The 17,883-nt window shown below is 75.6% G+C and carries 16 protein-coding genes; 11 read left to right on the top strand and 5 right to left on the bottom strand.

Annotation, left to right across the window (positions count from 1 at the left end; translation table 11 throughout):
* Positions 1 to 155 precede the first annotated feature (155 nt).
* Both LY71_RS21260 and LY71_RS21255 read left to right on the top strand, forming a co-directional pair.
* Positions 156 to 674 carry an HAD domain-containing protein gene (locus tag LY71_RS21260; protein WP_106281554.1) on the top strand — a complete coding sequence of 173 codons (519 nt, stop codon included), beginning with the start codon at positions 156 to 158 and terminating at the stop codon, positions 672 to 674.
* 95 nt (positions 675 to 769) lie between these two features.
* A complete protein-coding gene (locus LY71_RS21255) occupies positions 770 to 4,039 on the top strand; it encodes an ATP-binding protein (RefSeq protein WP_106281552.1) in 3,270 nt (1,089 codons plus the stop codon).
* Here LY71_RS21255 and LY71_RS21250 read toward each other — a convergent pair whose 3' ends face one another.
* Entirely contained in the window at positions 4,040 to 4,720 is a 681-nt protein-coding gene (locus tag LY71_RS21250) for a hemerythrin domain-containing protein (RefSeq protein WP_106281550.1), read from the bottom strand.
* Positions 4,721 to 4,886: 166 nt separating this feature from the next.
* Here LY71_RS21250 and LY71_RS21245 point away from each other — a divergent pair, with 166 nt between their 5' ends.
* Together LY71_RS21245 and LY71_RS21240 are read left to right on the top strand one after the other, a co-directional pair.
* Complete coding sequence (locus tag LY71_RS21245) at positions 4,887 to 5,507, top strand: hypothetical protein (protein ID WP_106281548.1); 621 nt, start codon at positions 4,887 to 4,889, stop codon at positions 5,505 to 5,507.
* 219 nt (positions 5,508 to 5,726) lie between these two features.
* Positions 5,727 to 8,201 carry a lysylphosphatidylglycerol synthase transmembrane domain-containing protein gene (locus tag LY71_RS21240; protein WP_106281546.1) on the top strand — a complete coding sequence of 825 codons (2,475 nt, stop codon included), beginning with the start codon at positions 5,727 to 5,729 and terminating at the stop codon, positions 8,199 to 8,201.
* 51 nt (positions 8,202 to 8,252) lie between these two features.
* Here LY71_RS21240 and LY71_RS21235 read toward each other — a convergent pair whose 3' ends face one another.
* Positions 8,253 to 8,708 carry an HNH endonuclease gene (locus LY71_RS21235; RefSeq protein ID WP_211297470.1) on the bottom strand — a complete coding sequence of 152 codons (456 nt, stop codon included), beginning with the start codon at positions 8,706 to 8,708 and terminating at the stop codon, positions 8,253 to 8,255.
* Between the two features lie 129 nt (positions 8,709 to 8,837).
* Between LY71_RS21235 and LY71_RS21230 the strand changes: the two genes are divergently transcribed.
* A complete protein-coding gene (locus LY71_RS21230) occupies positions 8,838 to 9,731 on the top strand; it encodes a phosphorothioated DNA-binding restriction endonuclease (protein ID WP_245888177.1) in 894 nt (297 codons plus the stop codon).
* A gap of 52 nt (positions 9,732 to 9,783) precedes the next feature.
* Here LY71_RS21230 and LY71_RS21225 read toward each other — a convergent pair whose 3' ends face one another.
* Both LY71_RS21225 and LY71_RS21220 read right to left on the bottom strand, forming a co-directional pair.
* Entirely contained in the window at positions 9,784 to 10,368 is a 585-nt protein-coding gene (locus LY71_RS21225; protein WP_106281538.1) for a hypothetical protein, read from the bottom strand.
* A 34-nt stretch (positions 10,369 to 10,402) separates the two neighbouring features.
* The gene (locus LY71_RS21220) at positions 10,403 to 12,049 is read right to left on the bottom strand and encodes a nuclease-related domain-containing DEAD/DEAH box helicase (RefSeq protein ID WP_106281669.1); all 1,647 of its coding nucleotides are present in this window, start codon (positions 12,047 to 12,049) and stop codon (positions 10,403 to 10,405) included.
* A gap of 165 nt (positions 12,050 to 12,214) precedes the next feature.
* On the opposite strand from LY71_RS21220, the gene LY71_RS21215 reads away from it, so the two are divergent.
* On the top strand, positions 12,215 to 12,439 hold the full coding sequence (locus LY71_RS21215) for a hypothetical protein (protein WP_106281535.1): 225 nt from the start codon (positions 12,215 to 12,217) through the stop codon (positions 12,437 to 12,439).
* Here the strand turns inward: LY71_RS21215 and LY71_RS21210 are convergent, their stop codons facing one another.
* Positions 12,440 to 13,114, bottom strand: a complete 675-nt coding sequence (locus tag LY71_RS21210) for an NUDIX hydrolase (RefSeq protein WP_106281533.1) — start codon at positions 13,112 to 13,114, stop codon at positions 12,440 to 12,442. It abuts the gene before it with no gap.
* Positions 13,115 to 13,178: 64 nt separating this feature from the next.
* Here LY71_RS21210 and LY71_RS21205 point away from each other — a divergent pair, with 64 nt between their 5' ends.
* The 5 genes from LY71_RS21205 to LY71_RS21185 are packed head-to-tail and all read left to right on the top strand — an operon-like array spanning position 13,179 to position 17,826.
* Complete coding sequence (locus LY71_RS21205; RefSeq protein ID WP_106281531.1) at positions 13,179 to 14,030, top strand: ARPP-1 family domain-containing protein; 852 nt, start codon at positions 13,179 to 13,181, stop codon at positions 14,028 to 14,030.
* A gap of 1 nt (position 14,031) precedes the next feature.
* Positions 14,032 to 15,450, top strand: a complete 1,419-nt coding sequence (locus tag LY71_RS21200; RefSeq protein ID WP_106281528.1) for an ADP-ribosylglycohydrolase family protein — start codon at positions 14,032 to 14,034, stop codon at positions 15,448 to 15,450.
* Positions 15,447 to 15,911, top strand: coding sequence for a hypothetical protein (locus tag LY71_RS21195; protein ID WP_106281525.1), 465 nt, complete (start codon positions 15,447 to 15,449; stop codon positions 15,909 to 15,911). Before LY71_RS21200 ends, LY71_RS21195 begins: the two co-directional genes overlap by 4 nt.
* On the top strand, positions 15,908 to 17,164 hold the full coding sequence (locus LY71_RS21190; protein ID WP_146146204.1) for a hypothetical protein: 1,257 nt from the start codon (positions 15,908 to 15,910) through the stop codon (positions 17,162 to 17,164). Before LY71_RS21195 ends, LY71_RS21190 begins: the two co-directional genes overlap by 4 nt.
* Positions 17,161 to 17,826: an HD domain-containing protein gene (locus LY71_RS21185; RefSeq protein WP_211297469.1), complete on the top strand. Its 666-nt coding sequence runs from the start codon at positions 17,161 to 17,163 to the stop codon at positions 17,824 to 17,826. The genes LY71_RS21190 and LY71_RS21185 overlap by 4 nt, the downstream gene beginning before the upstream one ends.
* The last annotated feature ends 57 nt before the right edge of the window (positions 17,827 to 17,883 follow it).

Genomic DNA, 17,883 nt, shown 5'->3' with positions numbered 1-17,883 from the left:
GTGGTTCGTACCGGGAGAGGCCGACGGGAGGCAGGGGCTCCTCACCCCTTCGGGTCAGGCGTGCGACTGAGCGCTCAAGGAACCGGGAGCAATCTCATGGCCTGGCGTGGGTAGGGGCTGCCTGCTTGTCCGTCCGCGGCAGCCGGAGGAGCGCCATGAGCTCGGCCCGGGACCGTCCGATCCTGTTGCTCGACGTCGACGGCGTGCTCAATGCGCCGCGGCGGGACCTGCCGGACGGTTGGCGGCGGGGCACGTTCAACGGCTTCCTGCTGTCCTGGGACCCGACGATCACCGCGCGGCTGCGGGAGCTGCACGAGTCGGGCCGGGTGGAGATCCAGTGGCTGACCACCTGGACGACGGACGCCGACCGGCTGCTGGCCGAGCCGATGGGGCTGCCGCGGGGGCTGCGGACCCACGGCCGGGCGAACACCGCGCCGACCGGCTTCCTCGGGGTGTTCGGTGGCGCGTCGGGCTGGTGGAAGCTCGACGTCGCCCGCGAGGTCGCCGAGTCCGAGCCGGACCGGCGGATCGTGTGGATCGACGACGACCTGGCCGAGCAGGCCGCCGACACCGGTGACTGGCTGGCCGCGAACCCGCACGTGCTGGTGGTCGCGCCGGACCTCTACGTCGGGCTCACCCACGCGCAGCTGGACGAGATCGAGGCCTGGCTGTAGCGGTGCCGCCGCCGTCGACAGGACGGGACACGCCCGCCGCTCCGTCCGCCCGTCGGCGGCGCACCGCGTGCCCGCCCGGTTAGGTTCTGCGCGCCATGGCTGCTCCCGTCCCCGAGGTCCCGCCTGTCGACGAGGTCCCGCCCGTCGACGTCCCGCCGGTCGCGGTGTCCGTGCTCGGGCCCGTGCAGGCCACGGTCGCCGGGCAGCCGGCGGCGCTGGGCGGCCCACGGCAGCAGTCGGTGCTCGCCCGGCTGGTGCTCGCCGGCGGGCACGTGGTCTCCACCGACCGCCTGCTCGAGGACCTCTGGGACGGCGAGCCGCCGCCCAAGGCCCTGGCCGCGCTGCAGGTGCACGTCTCCCGGCTGCGGCGGGCCCTGGAGCCGGCCGGTGGTCGCCGGTCGGGCGCGACCGTCGTGGTCAGCGTGGCGCCGGGCTACCGGCTGCAGCTGCCCCGGGAGGCCGTCGACGCCTGGCTGTTCGAGGACCTCGTCGCCCGGGCGCACGCCTCCGACGACGTCGCGACGCGGCGCCGGCTGCTGGAGGAGGCGCTGCGCTGCTGGTCCGGCCCGGCCTACGCCGGCTCGGCGGACGCCTCCTGGGCCGCGCCCGAGATCGCGCGGCTGGAGGAGCTGCGGCTGGTCGCCCTCGAGCTGCGCGCCGACGCGGACCTCTCGCTCGGGCGGGCGCCGGCCGTCGTCCCCGAGCTGGAACGCCACCTGCACGACCACCCCGGCCGGGAGGAGGCCGTGCGGCTGCTCGCCCTGGCGCTCTACCGCAGCGGCCGGCAGGGCGACGCCCTCGCCGTGCTGCGCCGGGCCCGCGAGCACCTGGCCGAGGAGCTCGGCGTCGACCCGGGCCGCGGGCTGCGCGACCTGGAGGCGGCCGTGCTCGGGCAGGCGCCCGCCCTCGACCTGCCGGCGCCGCCCAGCGTGCCGCTGCCGGCCGCCCCGGCACCCCCACCCCCGCCGCCGGCGCCCGCCCGGCCCGCCGAGCTCCGCCGGCTGCTCGAGCTGGCCGGGGAGGGGACGCACGTCGTCTGGGTCGCCGGGGAGGCCGGGGCGGGCAAGACCACCCTGGTCGAGGCCGCCGCGGCGCAGCTGCGCGGGACCGGCTGGCGGGTCGTCGAGGGACGCTGCCCCGAGGTGGACGGCGCTCCCCCGGCCTGGCCCTGGACCGAGATCACCCGCGCGCTCGGCGGCCCCCCGTTGCGCGAGGACACCGCCTTCTGGCTGGCGCGCGCGGTCGCCGACCGGCTGCGCGACGCCCTCCGGGAGCAGCCGCTGCTCGTCGTGCTGGACGACGTCCACCGCGCCGACGAGCTCACCCTGCAGCTGCTGCGCCAGGTCGTGGACTCCCTCGACGACCGCCCGCTGCTGGTGCTGGCGACCTACCGGGACGCCGAGGACGGCGAGGCGCTGGGCGCCACCCGGGCCGCGCTGGCCTCGGCCGGGGCGCGGCACCTGCAGCTGCGCGGGCTGGACGCCGCCGGCATCGCCGTCCTGGCCCGGCAGCACGGGCTGGAGGACGCCGGGGACGAGGAGCTGCGGCTGCTGCGCGAGCGCACCGACGGCAACCCGCTCTTCGTCCGCGAGCTGACCCGGCTGCTGGTCGCCGAGGGGCGCGGCGCGGCGCGCACCGGGGTGCCGACGGGGGTGCGCGACGTGCTGCGCCGGCGGGTGGAGCGGCTGCCCGGGCCGGCTGTGACGGCGTTGCGCCAGGCCGCGGTGCTGGGCCGGGAGGCCGACGTCGACGTGCTGGCGGCCGTGGCCGGGCGGGACGTCGACGAGCTGCTCGACGCCCTGGAGACCGCGGTGTTGGCCGGGCTGCTCGACGAGCCGGCTCCGGGGCGGGTGCGGTTCACCCACGCCCTGGTGCGCGACGTGCTCTACGAGGACACGCCGCTGCTGCGCCGCGCGCGGGTGCACGCCGCCGCGCTGGCGGCGCTGCGCGACCAGGACGGGGTGGACGCCGCGACGCTGGCCCACCACGCCGTCGCCGCCGCCGGGCCGCGCACCGCCGCCGACGCCGTCCCGTACGTCGTCGCGGCGGCGCGGGAGGCCGGCCGGCTGGGCGCCGCGGCGGAGGAGGCGCGGCAGTGGGCGTCGGCGCTGCGGCTGCTGGAGCTGGCGGGCCGGCGCGGGATGGTCGAGGAGCTCGACGTGCTGCTGCCGGCGATCTCCGCGCACGCCCGCGCCGGGGACGTCGTGGCCGCGCGGGCCCAGCAGCGGGACGCCGTCCGGACCGCCCGGCGGCTGGGCCGGCGCGACCTGCTGGTCGCCGCGCTGGCCGCGTGGGACGCGCCGCTGGTGTGGACCGTCCGCGACGACGGCGCGCAGGACCCCGAGCTGCTGGACCCGCTGCTGGAGCTGCTGGAGACCCCCGCCGGCGACGACCTGCCCGGGGACGTGCGCTGCCGGCTGCTGGTCGCGCTGGTGCGGGAGGTGGAGGGCGTCGACGACGAGCGCACCGACGCGGCCAGCGCGGAGGCGGTGCGCCTGGCGCGGGCGGCGACCGGTCCGGACGCCGCCCGGCTGCTGTGCGCGGCGCTCAACGTGCGGGCGTACGCGGCGCTGGGTCCGCACCTGGCCGCCGTCCGGGAGCCGCTGGCCGAGGAGCTGCGCGCGGTGGCGACCGCGGCCGGGATGACCGACCACCGGGCGGTGGCGCACTGGCTGCTGTTCCTCGCCGCCTCGGCGCGGACCGACCTGGTCGCGGCCCGCCGGCACGTCGACACCGCGGTCGCGCTGGCCGATGCCGGCCAGCTGGGCCACGTGCTCGGCGCCCTGCAGGTCTTCTCCGGCGCGCTGCTCGTGCTGGCCGGCCGCTCCGACGAGGGGCGGGCGCGCTACGAGCAGGTGGCCGCGCACCTGGTCGAGACCGGCGCGATGAACGGCGGGCTGATGGCGCTGGTCGGCCGGTTCGTGGCCGGCTTCGCCCGCGGCGACCTCACCCCGGTGGTGCCCGAGCTCGAGTGGCTGCACGCGGCGATGCCGGGGGCGCTCACCGACGCCGTCGTCCTCGGGCTGCTCGACGCCGGGCGGACGGACGACGCCCGCGCGGCCTGGGCGGTGCGCCGGCCGATCAGCCGCGACTACTACTGGCTGGCGTCCACGACGCTGCGCGCGCACGCCGCCGCCCGGCTGGGGGACCTGGCGACGGCGCGGCGGGTCCGCGACGAGCTGCTGCCCTGGGCCGGCCGGATCGCCGGGCTGGACTCCGGCACCCTCGTCGTCGGCCCGGTGGACGACGCGCTGGCCGCGGTCGCCGACGCCCTCGGGGACGCCGGCGCCGCGGCCGCCGCCCGGCGCGGTGCCGAGCGGGTGCGGGCGGAGCTGGCCGCGCAGCTGGCCGCCGTCGGCGTCTGATCAGACCCCGAAGACGGCGCGCTCGCGGCGGCGGAACGGCGGGACAAGGACGGCGAGGAGGACCCGGAGCGCCGGTCCGCCGTCCGCCTCGATCGCCGCGCGCTCGGCGTCGGTGGCGACGGCGAGCACCCGAGGAGCCTCGAAGGAGAGCTTCGCGCGCTTGCGGATGCGGGCCTTGACCGCGGCCCAGTCGGCGACCGACACGTACCGCTCGATCACCGGGAAGACCGAGGCCTCCTCGTCGCCGATGTGCTCGGTGAGGGTGTCGCGCAGGTCGGCGAGCTCCACGGCCAGGGCGGTGGCGGTGTCCTCGCCGGGGCGGGCGCGGAAGGCGTCGGCGGTGGTGCGCAGCCGGGCGAGCGCGGGATCGAGGGCGGCGTGGTCGTCGGACAGCTCGGTGAGGTCGACGTGCGGGCCGGCGGAGGCGGCCAGCACCGGCCAGAGGACCTCGTCCTCGACGCTGTGGTGGTGGTGCACCGAGTCGGCGAAGTCCCGGACGTAGCGGGCCACGGCGTCGGCGCGCCGCGCGTCGCAGGTCCCGGCGGCGAGCCGCTCGGCCAGGTCGGGAAGCCGGTTCGCGTCGCGCAGCATCGCCCGGTGCGCCAGCCGCATGCCCAGGACGTCGGGAACGAGGTCGCCGTCGGTGCGGGGGCGGACGCGGACGGGGTAGGAGCGGGTCATCACTGTTCCTCCAGGAGCGGGGTCGGTCGCTGGGGACGCTCGCGCGGACCGCTTACCGGCCGCTTGCAGTGCCGGCGCCGACCGGCGGCAAGACCGCGGTAAGGAGCCGCCGTCACGGTGGTCGCCGACCGGGTCACCCCGACCCGCTCCGACCCGAGGAGACGCCGTGACCGCCACCGCCCTGCCCACCCCGTCCACCCCGGCCCCGGCCGTCGCCGACCACCGGCCCGGCCTGCCCCTGCGCGGACTGGCCGTCACCGCCGGCGGCCTGCTGTTCGCCGCCGGCAACGCCCTGCACCCGATGGAGCACAGCGCCGCGGCCCACTCCGCCGCGACCTGGGTGGCCGCGCACGTCGTCTTCAGCGCCGGCGCGCTGCTGATCGCCGCCGGGGCCGGTGCCCTGGCCGCCCGCCTCGCCCCCTCCCGGGTCGCCACGGTCGGGCTGGCGGTGCTGTGGGTCGGGCTGACCCTCATCCCGGTCGGCGGCTACACCGAGGCCTATGTCGCGCCGGCCCTGCACGACGGGTTCGCCGCCATCGAGGAGGCGACCCTGTGGTTCAGCGCGCTGGCGGGCACGGCCACGCTGCTCGGCCCGCTGCTCATCGCGATCGGGGCGCTGCGGCACCGGCTGCTGCCGGCGCCGGTGGCGCTCTCGCTGGTCGCCCTGCCGGTCGGCGGCGTGCTGGCGGGCGTGCTCCCGGTGGAGGGCTGGGGGATCATCCCGGGCACCGTCGTCTTCGGCCTGGGCATCGCCGCGGCGGGGTGGTCGAGCCGGTCGCGCGACTGACGCCCCGTCCGAGCGCCCCGACCCCGTGTCCCCGGGTCGGGGCGTTCGCCGTTCCCTCTACTTGGAGCCCGCCGGGCGGCCCGTGCGCCACCGGGCCCCGCCGCGGGGCGTCCGCCCCTACCCTCGTTGCCCGCCGAGTCCGTCGACCGGGGCCCTCCCCTCCCGCGCCACGTCAGGCGTGCCGCCCGGCCCGGCGACGTGGCCGGGAGGGGTGGACGCATGGACCGGACCGGAGGCACGGCGCTCCCGAGCCCACGCCCGCCGCGGGCGACGGCCGCTCAGCCGAGCGGACCGGTCCCGGCGGCGCGCCCGAGCCCTCCGGGGGCGGGGGACCACACCGAGGAGGAGATCACCGGCTACGAGCGGTCGCCGAGCGACGTCCTCCGCACCGTCGCGTTCGCCGTCCTCGCCCTGCTGCTCGTCCTCCTCGCGCGGTGGGCGCGCGACGCGGCGACGGCGCTGGACGAGGACCTCGTCCAGCGGCTGTCGTTCCTGACGCCCACGGTCGGGCGGATCCTGGCCGGCGCGGGAACCCTGCTGGTCCTCGCGTCGGTCGTCGCGGCGTGGGTCACGCCGCTGGCGACGCGCCATCCGCGGCTGCTGGGCCACCTGCTGATCGGCGGCGTCCTCGCGGGAGCGCTGGCGCAGGGGGCCAGGGAGCTCGTCGACCGGGGGGACACCGACGCCCTGGTACGCGAGGTCGCCCGGCGCGGGGGCGCCGACAGCACCCTGACCGTGGACGGCCTCGCGGTGGTGGCCGCGTCGTTCACGGTCCTGGCGCCGTTCGTGTCCCGGCGGTGGCGGCGCGCCGGGGCCCGCCTGCTGGCGCTGGTCGTGCTGCTGCGGCTGCTCGTGCCCGTCGCGCACCCCGGCACGCTCGCGGTCGCGCTGGTCCTCGGCGCGCTGGCGGGTTCCGGGACGCTGCTGCTGCTCGGCCGCCCCAGCAGGCGGCCGACCCTGGCCGCGGTCGCCGCCGCGCTGACCAAAAGCGGTCTGCCCCCGGCGCACCTGGCGCCGGCCGTGGTCGACGCCCGCGGTTCGGTGCCGTACGTCGCCACCCTGCAGGACGGCGGCCGGGTGTTCGCCAAGGTCATGGGGACGGACAACCGCGCGGCCGACCTGCTGTTCCGGGCCTACCGCTTCCTCCGGCTCAAGGACGTCGGGGACGAGCGCCCGTTCTCCTCGCTGCGCCGGACCGTGGAGCACGAGGCGCTGGTGTCGCTGCTCGTCCGGGACGCCGGTGCGCGAACCCCCCGGCTGCGGTCCGTCGCCCCGGTGGGGTCCGACTCGTTCCTGCTGTCCTACGACCTCGTCGACGGCTCGACCCTCGACCGGCTGCCCTCCAGCGCGGTTCCCCGGCCGGTGCTGCACGGGATCTGGGCGCAGGTCGCCGTCCTCCGCCGGCACGCCGTCGCCCACCGCGACCTGCGCCGCGCCAACGTCCTGCTCGACCTCACGGGCACCCCGTGGCTCATCGACTGGGGGTTCAGCGAGGTCGCCGCCGCGCCCGCGCTCCTCGACGCCGACGTCGCCCAGCTCCTCGTCGCGCTGGCCCTGGACGTCGGCGTCGACCCGGCCGTCGACGCGGCGATCGCCGAGCTCGGGCCCGAGGCCGTGGCCGCGGCACTCCCGCGGCTGCAGCCGAACAGCTACAGCGGTGCCACGCGCGACGCGCTCAAGCACCGCAAGGACCTGGTCCCGCAGATCCGGGCCGCCGTGTGCCGGCGGAGCGGGGTGCCGGAACCCGCGCTGGCGGACCTGGAGCGCATCCACCGCAAGACGGTCCTCACCGTCGTCCTGCTGGTGGCCGCCACCTACTTCCTCGCGCCCCAGCTGGGCGACGTCGGCGGCATGGTCGCGCGGGTCCGGGAGGCGGACTGGGTCTGGGTGCCGTGGATCCTCGCGGTGTCCGCGCTGACCTACGCGGGCGCCACATTGAGCATCGTCGGCGCCGTCCCGGCGCGACTGCGCCTGCCCACCACCTTCGTCGCCCAGCTCGCGTCGTCGTTCGCGAGCAAGCTGGCACCGGCCGGCCTCGGTGGGATGGCGCTGAACGTGCGGTACCTGCAGCGGAGCGGCGTCGACCTGCCGGTGGCCACGTCCGGGGTCGGCCTGAGCTACGCGGGCGGCTCGGTCGTGCACGTCTTCCTGATGGTCGTCTTCGCCGTCTGGGCCGGGCAGTCGGCCTTCGGCTCCCTCCGGCTCCCCCGCCCGGAGGCCGTCCTGTGGGGGGTGCTGGCGGTCCTCGCGCTGGCGGCCGCCGTGTTCGCCGTCCCGGCCGTCCGCCGGCTCGTCGTCGCGAGGGTGGTCCCGCTGGCGCACCGGTCGGTCCAGGCCATCGGCGCCGCCCTGCGCCGCCCCGGGAAGCTGGCGCTCCTGCTGGGCGGCGCCGCCGTGATCACCCTCGGCTACCTGGTGTGCCTCTACCTGTCCACGCGGGCCTTCGGCGGGGGCGTGGACCTGGCGACGGTGGGCGTCGTCTACCTCGCCGGCGCGGCCGTCGCGGCCGTCGCCCCCACGCCCGGCGGCCTCGGCGCGCTGGAGGCCGCCCTGATCGCGGGGCTGGTCGCCGCCGGGATGGACCACACGGTCGCCGTCCCGGCGGTCTTCCTCTACCGCCTGGCCACGTTCTGGTTGCCGATCCTGCCCGGCTGGGCCGCCTTCGCCTGGCTCCGCCGGTCTGACTACGTGTAGCAAACGACGACGGTGGACGAGATCGAGGCGTGGCTGTGACCCGACCTGGGCTCAGTGGTGCACGACGACCGTGGAGGTACCGGGCGGGAAGTAGCCGGCGCGCTGTTGCGCGAGCCGCCGCAGCTCCCAGTCCCACGGGACCCGTGCGGCCTTCCGCGTGTTGTGCCGCGGACACAACGCCTGGCCGTTGTCCACGCTCGTCGCCCCGCCGCGGCTGTGCGGGTGAACGTGATCGGCCTGGAGATCGTCGGTGGCCGTGCACCGTCGACCGAACACCGAGTGGTGTTCGCAGCGGTGTCCGGCGCGCTGCAGGACCAGCCGCTTGTCCGCCCGGAGGAAGCACCGCTGTGGGTCGCGACGTCGTCGCCCGTGGACGAGGCCCGGGATCCGCCGGACGACGGCGGTCGCGACGAGCAGGACGACGAGCGCGCCGAACCACGGCTCGACCACGAACTGGTGCAGAACGCCGTCCAGCGCGCCGCTGACGAGCTCCGCCGGCTCCGTCACTGCCGGCGAGGAGGGCTGGGTGTTCGACCAGGTCACGAGGTCGACGTCGGGAACACGGGCGACCTCCTTGAGCGACGCGCCGGTGGTTCACCCGGGCAGGTGGACGCCGGTCTGCGATGGTCGGTGTCCGTGAGAGACCCCGCGGCCCAGGTCGCCGACCGCCTCGCCGCGCTGCGACAGCACCAGCAGGACGGACGGCGATCTCCGCACAAGCCGCTGCTCGTCCTGCTCGCCCTGGGGCGCCTGGCGCGGACCGGAGAGAGCAGCCTGCCCTGGGACGACGCCGAGCAGGACCTCGCGGACCTCATCCAGGAGTTCGGCCCGCCGTCGAAGACAGGCCGGGCCCAGAGCGCCGCGTATCCGTTCACCCGGCTCCGGTCGGACGGCGTCTGGACCCTGGACCGCGACGTGCCCATGGACAACGTCGGCCCCCTGCGCCAGGGAGTCACTGGACGGCTCGAGGCCTCACTGGAGGCGGCGCTGCGCGCCCGTCCGGCACTGGTCGACGAGGTCGCCCGCGGCCTCGTCGAGGCCCACTTCCCCGCCACCGTGGCGCCCGACGTGCTGGTGGCCGTCGGGCTCGACCCGGAACTCCTGCGCGGCGGCACGGTGGAGTTCATCCCGGGTCGGCGGCGGAGCAGTTCGTGGCCGGCACAGGTGCTCGAGGCCTGGGACCGCCAGTGCGCCTTCTGCGGCTTCGACGGCCAGGTCGGCGGCGTGCCGGTCGGACTGGAGGCCGCCCACATCCGGTGGTTCACGGTCGACGGGCCCGACCATCTCGACAACGGCCTGGCGCTCTGCTCGCTGCACCACAAGCTGTTCGACCGCGGCGTGCTCGGCCTCGACGACGACCTGACCGTCGTGGTGTCCCAGCGCTTCTCGGCCCGCACTCCGCACGGTCGAGCCGTTTACGACCTCCACGGTCAGCGGCTCCGGCCGCGTCCGGGGACACCGGCGCCGGCCGAGCGGCACCTCGTCTGGCACCGCGAGCAGGTCTTCCACGGCCGGCCGCTCGCGGCCTGAGGACGACCTCGCCGGAGCCAACCACAAGGCGTGTGCGACTGAGTCTCAGCGGTCAACCGAGGGACCGACGGGCGTTGGCCTGTCGTTGCAGGAGCGATAGCTCCTGCTGCGCCTTCGTGTACTTGCCTCGGAGGACGTCCTTCTCCCAGTCCGATCGCGCCATGAGCAGGTCCTTGCGAGCGTCCTCGACCGCCCGCTCCGCCTTCTTCAGATCTGCCGCACCGGCGACACGAGTGCCCGGGCGGGCACGCGTCTGTCGGGTAGGTGCGCTGGAGACCCGCTTCTTTCGTGCGGCGATGCGCGCTCGGGCCTCGTTGATCTGACGCTGCAGGGCGCCTCGATCGATCTTTTCCGACCCGTCGGAGTACGCGAGCCGGCCCTGCGCGTTGACCTTTCGACTTCTCTTCGGCTGTAGCTTCCGGTTCGCCGCCTTGATGACCTGCTCGTCGGCGAGGCACGGACGACAGGCGCCGTCCATGACCTGCGCCTGTGCCCCACAGCTCCGGCACCGCTTCGGCTGTGCGGTCGAACTCGCGCGCCGTGATGCGGCGAGTTCTTCCGCGATGGTCCTGATGCGCTCGCCGCCGCCTGCGTCGATGGCCTTGAACGCCGCTCGTCCGTGGTTCAGCTTCGTCACGGGTTCCGCCCCATCCGCGCGGGAGCCGGCTGCCTCACTGTTGCCGTTCGGTCGTCAGGCGACGGGCCACCGCCTCGCCGCCGACGCGGCGGATGAGCTCCAGGTCGCCACAGACCACGAGCAGGTCGCGGGCGCGGGACAGGCCGACGTAGAGCATCTCGCGGGCCCGCGCCTCGTCGCGGAAGCCGTTGACGGCGAGGACGACGACCGGCCGCTCGAGCCCCTTGAACCCGAGCACGTGCCCGTAGAAGAGGTCCTCGTCGTCCCAGAAGGTGGCCCAGTAGGCGTCCTGCCCCTCGGCCTGCCGCTCCCTCTGCACGGGGTGCCGCTGGTGCGTGGTCAGCAGGGCCACGGACTCCGGCGGCCAGTCCTCGTCCTCGAGCAGTGCGGCGGCGACGTCGTCCGCCACGTCGACGGCCTGCTCGGAGGCGCACGGCACGAAGCGCACTGGCATCCCGGACAGCCCGCGCACCCTCATCCCCGGCGCCAGGCTGGAGAAGGTCCCGGCGATCTGCTTGGTGTTGCGCAGGTTCTCGACGAGGGAGAACGACTCCAGCTCGACGGTGGGCCGTCCCTGTCGCGCGAAGATCCGCTGCCCCTCGTCGGAGAAGACGTGGAGCGCCCCCGTCGCGGGGTCGCGGAGGGCGGCGAGGACGGCGTCCCACCAGCTCTCGGCGAAGTCCTGTCCTTCGTCCACGACGATCGCGTCGAAGCGCTCGGACTCCGGCAGCTCCCTGGCGAGGGACACCATCTGCGCCGGCAGGAACTCCTCCCAGTACCGGCTGTCGTCGTCCGACCCCTCGGGGACGCCCCAGCCGATGCCGAGGTGGTGGAAGGTGCCGACGTAGTCCGGCCGCTGCCGCTTCGGCAGCTTGTCGACCCGGCGCCGGAGGAACTCGGCCAGGCCGCGCGAGTAGCACATGAGCGCGACGCGCTGTCCCTCCGCGGCGAGCCGGCGGGCCTTCTCCACGGCCAGCCAGGTCTTGCCGGAGCCTGCTCCCCCGGTGATCTCCACCCGGTCCCGGCCGGCCAGGAGGTCGAGCACCTTGGCCTGGTCCCTGGTGAGCAGGTCGCAGGCTGCCTCCTGTTCGGCGAGCCAGGCCACCAGGTGCTGCTGCGGGATCGCCGTCCCGGCGAGGCAGTCGACCAGGTCCTCGACGTCCCCGGCGGTGGGCGGGTCCGGCTCCTCCCGCACCTGCTGGAGCGCTGACCGGATGCGGGCAGCCGCGTGCGCTACATCCGTCCTGTCGATGGCCATCCACCGGGCGAGGCCCGGGGCGCGGAAGGCGGCCGGCAGCGTGGTGGCCGGCAGGGCGACCAGGTGCGCCATGCGCGGACGCCCCGCGGTCCAGCGGGGGTGCTCGGCGAGGTAGTTCCCGAGCAGGTACTTGCAGGCGACGGCCTGGTCGACCGGGTGGATCTCGCGGTCCACGCCGTCCCCGACCTGGCGCCACACCCCGCGCTGCAGCGACACGCTGCCGCCCTTGACCTCGACGACGGCGACGCCCACACCGGGCCAGGCGACGATCAGGTCGGCCTCGCGGTCCTCCGCGCGGTCGCTGAAGCGCAGGTTGCAGAAGAGGACGGCGTCGTCGGGCAACTGCTCCTGCAGCGTCTGGACGAACAACTGCTCGGACGCCGACGCGAACCGCGGCTCGTCGGGGAGGACCCGCGCCGTCATGTGCACACCCCGCTCGTCTCCGTCCTGCGCCGTGACGGTCCACGGCGTGACGCGGCGAGCATCGCAACGGACGACCGCGTTCTGGAACACCCCGGAGAGGTGGACACCTCACCTGGCCCTGCGGGCACCACGGCCCCACGGGTCGCACCGGCGTGCCGGACCTCCGTGGCCCGTACCGGCGTCCGCGCGGTCGTCGGCTACACCCGGCAGGTCTACTGGCACGAGAGTGCGGCCTTCGACCTCACCCTGCTGCCCGAGCTGCTCGACGACACCGACCCGAAGAACGTGTACGGGCGCCTAGTCAAGCGGCACCCGTACTTCGTCGACGGACTCGGACTCCGCATCGCCACGGCGACGTGGGTGTCCCCGCGGACGCGCACCGCGGCGTAGTCACCGGGCTGCGTGGCGGAAGAGCTCGGCCGGTCGGCCGACCGAGCCGCGGGTGGCCTCCCCCGTGCTCTCGAGGTGGTCCCTGACGTGTCGCCGGAAGACGTCCGGCTGGAGCCGGCGACCGGCGACGGCCTCGTGCAGCCGCCGCAGGTCGCGCAGGGTAAAGGGCTCCGGCAGCAGTCGCTCCGGGTCCGGCCGCTCGGCATAGGCGGACCGGACCCGGGCGACCGCCATCTCCACGATGTCGTCGTGGTCGAAGGGCAGGCCGACCGCCTCCGCCACCGGGCGGAGCTGGACATCCCCCGGCCGTTCCTCGCCGACCGGCGCGACGACCGCGCTGGGGAGCAGGACGACGTGGGCCACCGACAACACCCAGCCCCGGTCGTCGCGCCGGGGGTCGTCGAAGACGTGCAACTGCCGCGGCGCCTGGCCGCGGAGGCCGGCCTTCTGGTCGAGCGACCGCAGCACCGCGTCGGCCAGGGTCTCCCCCTCGTGCAGGAAGGTCCCCGGCAGCGCCCATGCGTCGGACCGGGTCGCACTGTCGCGGCGGACGAGGAGGACCAGGAGCCCTCGCTCGGGGTCGGGTGTCAGCACGGCCGTGTCGACGGCGACGGACGGCCGCGGGTAGTCGACCAGCCTCCTGCCGGATGCGTCGCGGTACTCGGGGGTTGACATTAACGCGGGTCCCGCCTAACTTAGAGTTTGCGCGGTTCAGCGCAATCTACGGGAGGTGGGCGCCATGAACAACCTCGAGGTCCGGTTGCACGTCGGCCAGGGGACCACGCGCGGACCGCTGACGGTCTTCCCCGTCTGGACCGACGCGCCGACGGTGCCGGCGCGCTACCTCACCGGTGCAGGCGTCCCGGTCGAGGTCTCCGAGCGCGCAGGCTCGCCCGTCGTCGACCAGCTCGTGGTCACCAACCGCGCCGACCGTCCGGTCCTGCTCCTCGCCGGGGAGCTGCTCGAGGGGGGCTGGCAGACGCGTGCCCTGACCGGCTCCACGTTGCTGGCTCCCGCGCTCCCGACCGTGCAACAGGTCGTCTGCGTGGAGCAGGGCCGGTGGGGTGGCTCCACCGGCCACACCCGGCGCGCCCGCCGGACCCCCTTCACGGTCCTGTCCGCGATGGACGGCGACCAGGCCCAGCACGCCGTCTGGGACCGGGTGCGTGGGCTCGGGTCGGTCGCCGGCCCGTCGGCCACCGACTCGCTGGCCGACCGCCTCGACCGCACGGAGACGTCGGCCCGTGACCTGACCCGCGGACTGCGGCCGCTGGCCGGCCAGCGCGGCCTGCTGGTGGGCATCGCCGGCCGCCCGGTCTGGACGGAGGTCTTCGACAGCACCCGCACCCTGAAGGCCCACTGGCCGGGACTGCTGCACGCCGCGACGGTCGACGCGCTGGGCCGTCCGGCCGTCCGCACCCCCGCTGCCGTCGCCCGGGCCTTCGCCGAGAGGGTCGAGCGCACCCGTCTCCTCCCCGACGGCCCGGCCGGCCTGGGACAGCGTCTTCACGGCGGTGGCCGGATCCGGACGACCGCCCTCCGCTGGACCGACCGCACCGTCCACCTCACCGCGATCGCCCAGGAGGGCTGAGATGACCACTCCCCTGTCCCGCCGGCACCGTGTCGCCGGCGCCCTCGTCGGCTCGGCCGTGGGCGACGCGCTCGGCGCGCCGTTCGAGTTCGGCCCGGCCGGCCGCTTCTCGCACCGCTTCCCCACCGCCCGGCGAGGTGCCGGGACCGAGATGTGCGGTGGCGGCTCCCTCGGCTGGGAGCCGGGTGAGTTCACCGACGACACGCAGATGGCCCTGCTCGTGGCGACGTCCCTCGTCGACAACGGCGGACTGGACGAGGCGGACGTCTTCGACCGGTTCCGCACCTGGGCCGCCGCCGGTCCGCCGGACGTCGGCGTCCAGACGAGCGCCGTTCTCCGCTCTCGCCTCCCGTGGGGCCGGGCCGCGGCCGAGCACTTCGCGCGCACCGGCCGGGCGGCCGGCAACGGCTCGCTCATGCGGACGACGCCCGCCGCCATCTGGTTCTCCCGCTTCGGCACCGCGGCCACCGTCGACGCCGCCCGGCGGATCTCGGCCCTGACCCACGGCGACCCGGCGGCCGGCGAGGGCTGCGCGGTCTTCCACGAGCTGATGCGCGTCGCCCTCGACGGCGGCGACCCGCTGGACGCCGTCCCCGGAGCCCTCGTGCTGGTCGAGGAGCAGTACCGCGACCGGTGGGCCGCCGTCCTGGCGGAGGACTGGACGCCGGAGCAGGCGACCGAGTCCAACGGCGCCGTCTGGCCCACGCTCGGCCAGGCGGTGTGGGCCCTGCGGCACGGCCGGGACTTCGCCGAGGTCATGCGGCTGGTCATCGACCTCGGCGGCGACACGGACACCGTCGCCTGCGTCGCCGGCGGCCTGGCCGGCGCCGTGTACGGGATGGGCGGCATCCCGTCGCGCTGGGCGACGGTCGTGCACGGCACCGTCCCCGGACACGGCGACGAGGTGTGGCGGCTGGCCGACCTGCAGCAGCTCGCGGCGGCGCTCGACGGCGGACCACTGAAGGCACACGACCCCGGCCCCACCGAGCGGCTCGGGCCGGTCGAGGTCGTGGCCGGCATCTGGGCCGCCGACCTCGACGGCGCCCGGTACAGCGAGGAGGACTTCGCCGTCGTCTCGCTCTGCCGGCTCGGGGAGCCGTTCCCGCACCGCGTGAGCCGGATGGTCTACCTGGCCGACAACGACGACAACCCGGGCCTGGACGACGTGCTGGCCGACGTCCTCGACGACATGGCCGCGCTGCGCGCGGAGGGCCACCGGATCCTCGTGCACTGCCACGGCGGCGCGTCGCGGACCGGCCTCGTCCTGCGCGGCTGGCTCGTCCGCGAGGAAGGCATGGGCGTCGACGAGGCAACCGCGTACGTCCGCGAGCGCTGGCCGCACCTCGGCACGTGGAACGCGAGCTTCACCGCCGCGCTGCACCGGCTGGCGGACCGTCGTAGCGACGAGGAGGACGTGTGAGCACCCTGCAGGAGCACCTCGACGACCTGGCCCCGGCGCAGGCGATCAAGACTCTCGCGACCACGCTGGCCGCGGAGACCGCCGTCGAGTCCGACCGGCAGGAGCAGTACGTCAGCCTCCGCCCCTCCATGGAGGGCGCCGTGGCGGTGTACCTGCACCGGACGTGGATCTCAATCGCCGTCGAGCCCGACGACGCGGCGTCGATCGCGGCACGGCTACCCGGCGCGACCGTCCACCCGAAGACACCGGCGACCACGTACCTGCACCTCACGGCCGAGGCCCTGGCCGGCGCGCCCGACGCCGCCCTGTCCGTCGCACGGGAGGCGGTCGTGTGGCGCGCCGCCGGTCCGCGATCGAGCGTCGGCGCCAGTTCGGCGAAGAAGGTCGCCGAGTTGGTCGCCACCTGCCCGTCGCACTGGATGGCGCTCCTCCCGAGCGGCGCCTGCCCGGTGTGCGGATGACCGTCGTAGACATCGCCGCGGTCCGCGGCCGGGTGGCCGAGCGCGTCGCCGGCCGGGACGACGAGGACGTCGCCGTCCGCGTGTTCGTCGGCGAGGACGGGGCGCTGCACGTCGACGTCACCAGCCGCCACCCGCTGACCTACTACAGCCAGGGCGTCACCCTCCGGCCCGACGGGCGGATCGAGACCGACGCGCCGGACGACGGCTCCACCTCCTCCGGCGCGCGCGGGACGGAGGCCGGCACCGCGACGGGCGACGACGAGGCCGTGGAACTCGTCGTCCGCGAGGTCGAGGACGCCGCGCGGGAGCTGCGGCGACGGCAGATGGCCTCGCGCGACCTGGCCCGCCCAGACGAGCAGCCGGCCGTCGCCGCGGAGGACCTGGCCGTCGCCTGCGAGATGTGGCAGGGCGGACGGGACAGCGGGTCCTCTAGGCTCCGCGGCGCCGCCCACGTCCTGGCCGGTGTGCGGCACTACTTCTCCGCGCCGTTCATCACCGCGCAGGAGCGGCAGGCGCGGGTGTCGCTTCCGGACCTCCGGGCGGGCATCGACCTGCTCCGCGCGGTGAACGCCGCCGACCACCTCGACGCCAATGGGTGGAACGCGCGGGTCGGCCTGCCGGTGCGCGGCTTCGCCGGCCGCGGCCTCGCCGCCAAGCCGGAGCAGGACCCGCAGATCGAACGGCAGCTGCGGACCGGCTCGATCGAGATGCCGCTGTGGGGCGTCTCGCTGAGTCCCGCGGTCGCCAAGGGGTTCGGCACCCGGTTCCTCTTCGAGCTCGCCGGCCCGTTCCCCGCCGCCCCGACGTGGGTGGCGTCCGGCGTCAAGGCCGAGGAGGAGGAACTCGTGACCGGCGGTCGGTACCGGGTCCTCGGGCAGGAGCAGCGCGGGGAGACGACGCACGTCCGCCTGCGGTGGATCGGCGCGAGCGGCGACCGGGTGGGTTCGGACGACCTGCTGCTGGACGTACTGAGCACCGTCCCGGGTGTCGTGGGCAGCTCGCTGACCCGGTCGGCCGGCGCGGAGAGGCTCGAGCTGCGGCTGGGCGCCGAGGACTCGGCGACGGTCACCCGCGCGCGGGACGCGGACGAGGTGCGGGTCGTGCGCTACTGGCCGCCGACCCCGGGACGGGGCGCGACGGGTGACGACCCCAACAGCCAGTGGGCCGCCACGCGGGCGGCCTCACGGACGACGACGGAAGAGGCGACGGTCGAGGCGACCGTCGCCGCGGTGAGGAGAGGACGGAACGGATGACGACGCTCGAAGAGCGCAAGGACATGGGCAGCGGGCCGCTGTCGACCCGCTACGACGAGGCGCTGGCGTACGCGTCGGAGCACCACCGGAAGCAGCTGCGCAAGGGCTCGCGGGTTCCCTACATGACGCACCTGATGAGCGTCAGCGCGCTGGTTCTCGAGCACGGCGGCAGCGAGGACCAGGCGATCGCCGGGCTGCTGCACGACGCCGTCGAGGACGCCCCCAAGGGCACCGGCGGCAAGGTCCTGAACGAGATCCGCTCGCGCTTCGGCGGCGGTGTCGCGGACATCGTGCGGGCGTGCTCGGACGGACTGGACGCCGACGGCAACCGTAGTGGGACCTGGGCCGAGCGCAAGCGCGACTACGTCGCCGGGCTGAGCCACAAGCCCCTGGACGCCCTGCTCGTGACCGCGGCCGACAAGACGCACAACGGGCTCTGCATCGCGTCTGACGTCCGCCGGTACGGGCCGGACTTCTGGTCGACGTTCAACGCCTCGCGCGACGAGCTGCTCTGGTACTACACGAGCGTCGAGCGTGCGGTCTCCCAGCGGCTGCCCGGCCACTCGATCACCGACGCACTGCACCGCGCCGTCGGCGAGTTGCTCGCTGCGGCCAATACCGAGCGAGCCGCGGTGCCGACCGAGATGCCGGCCCGCCGATGACGCCTGCGACGATCGACCCGTATGACGGACGGAGGACGGCGATGGCCAGCCACTCGC

Origin of the sequence: Geodermatophilus tzadiensis (assembly GCF_003002915.1) — a bacterium.
GTDB classification, from domain to species: Bacteria; Actinomycetota; Actinomycetes; order Mycobacteriales; family Geodermatophilaceae; genus Geodermatophilus; species Geodermatophilus tzadiensis.
Note: the sequence above shows the minus strand (reverse complement) of the source record. Positions and strands in the feature narration are given on the sequence as shown.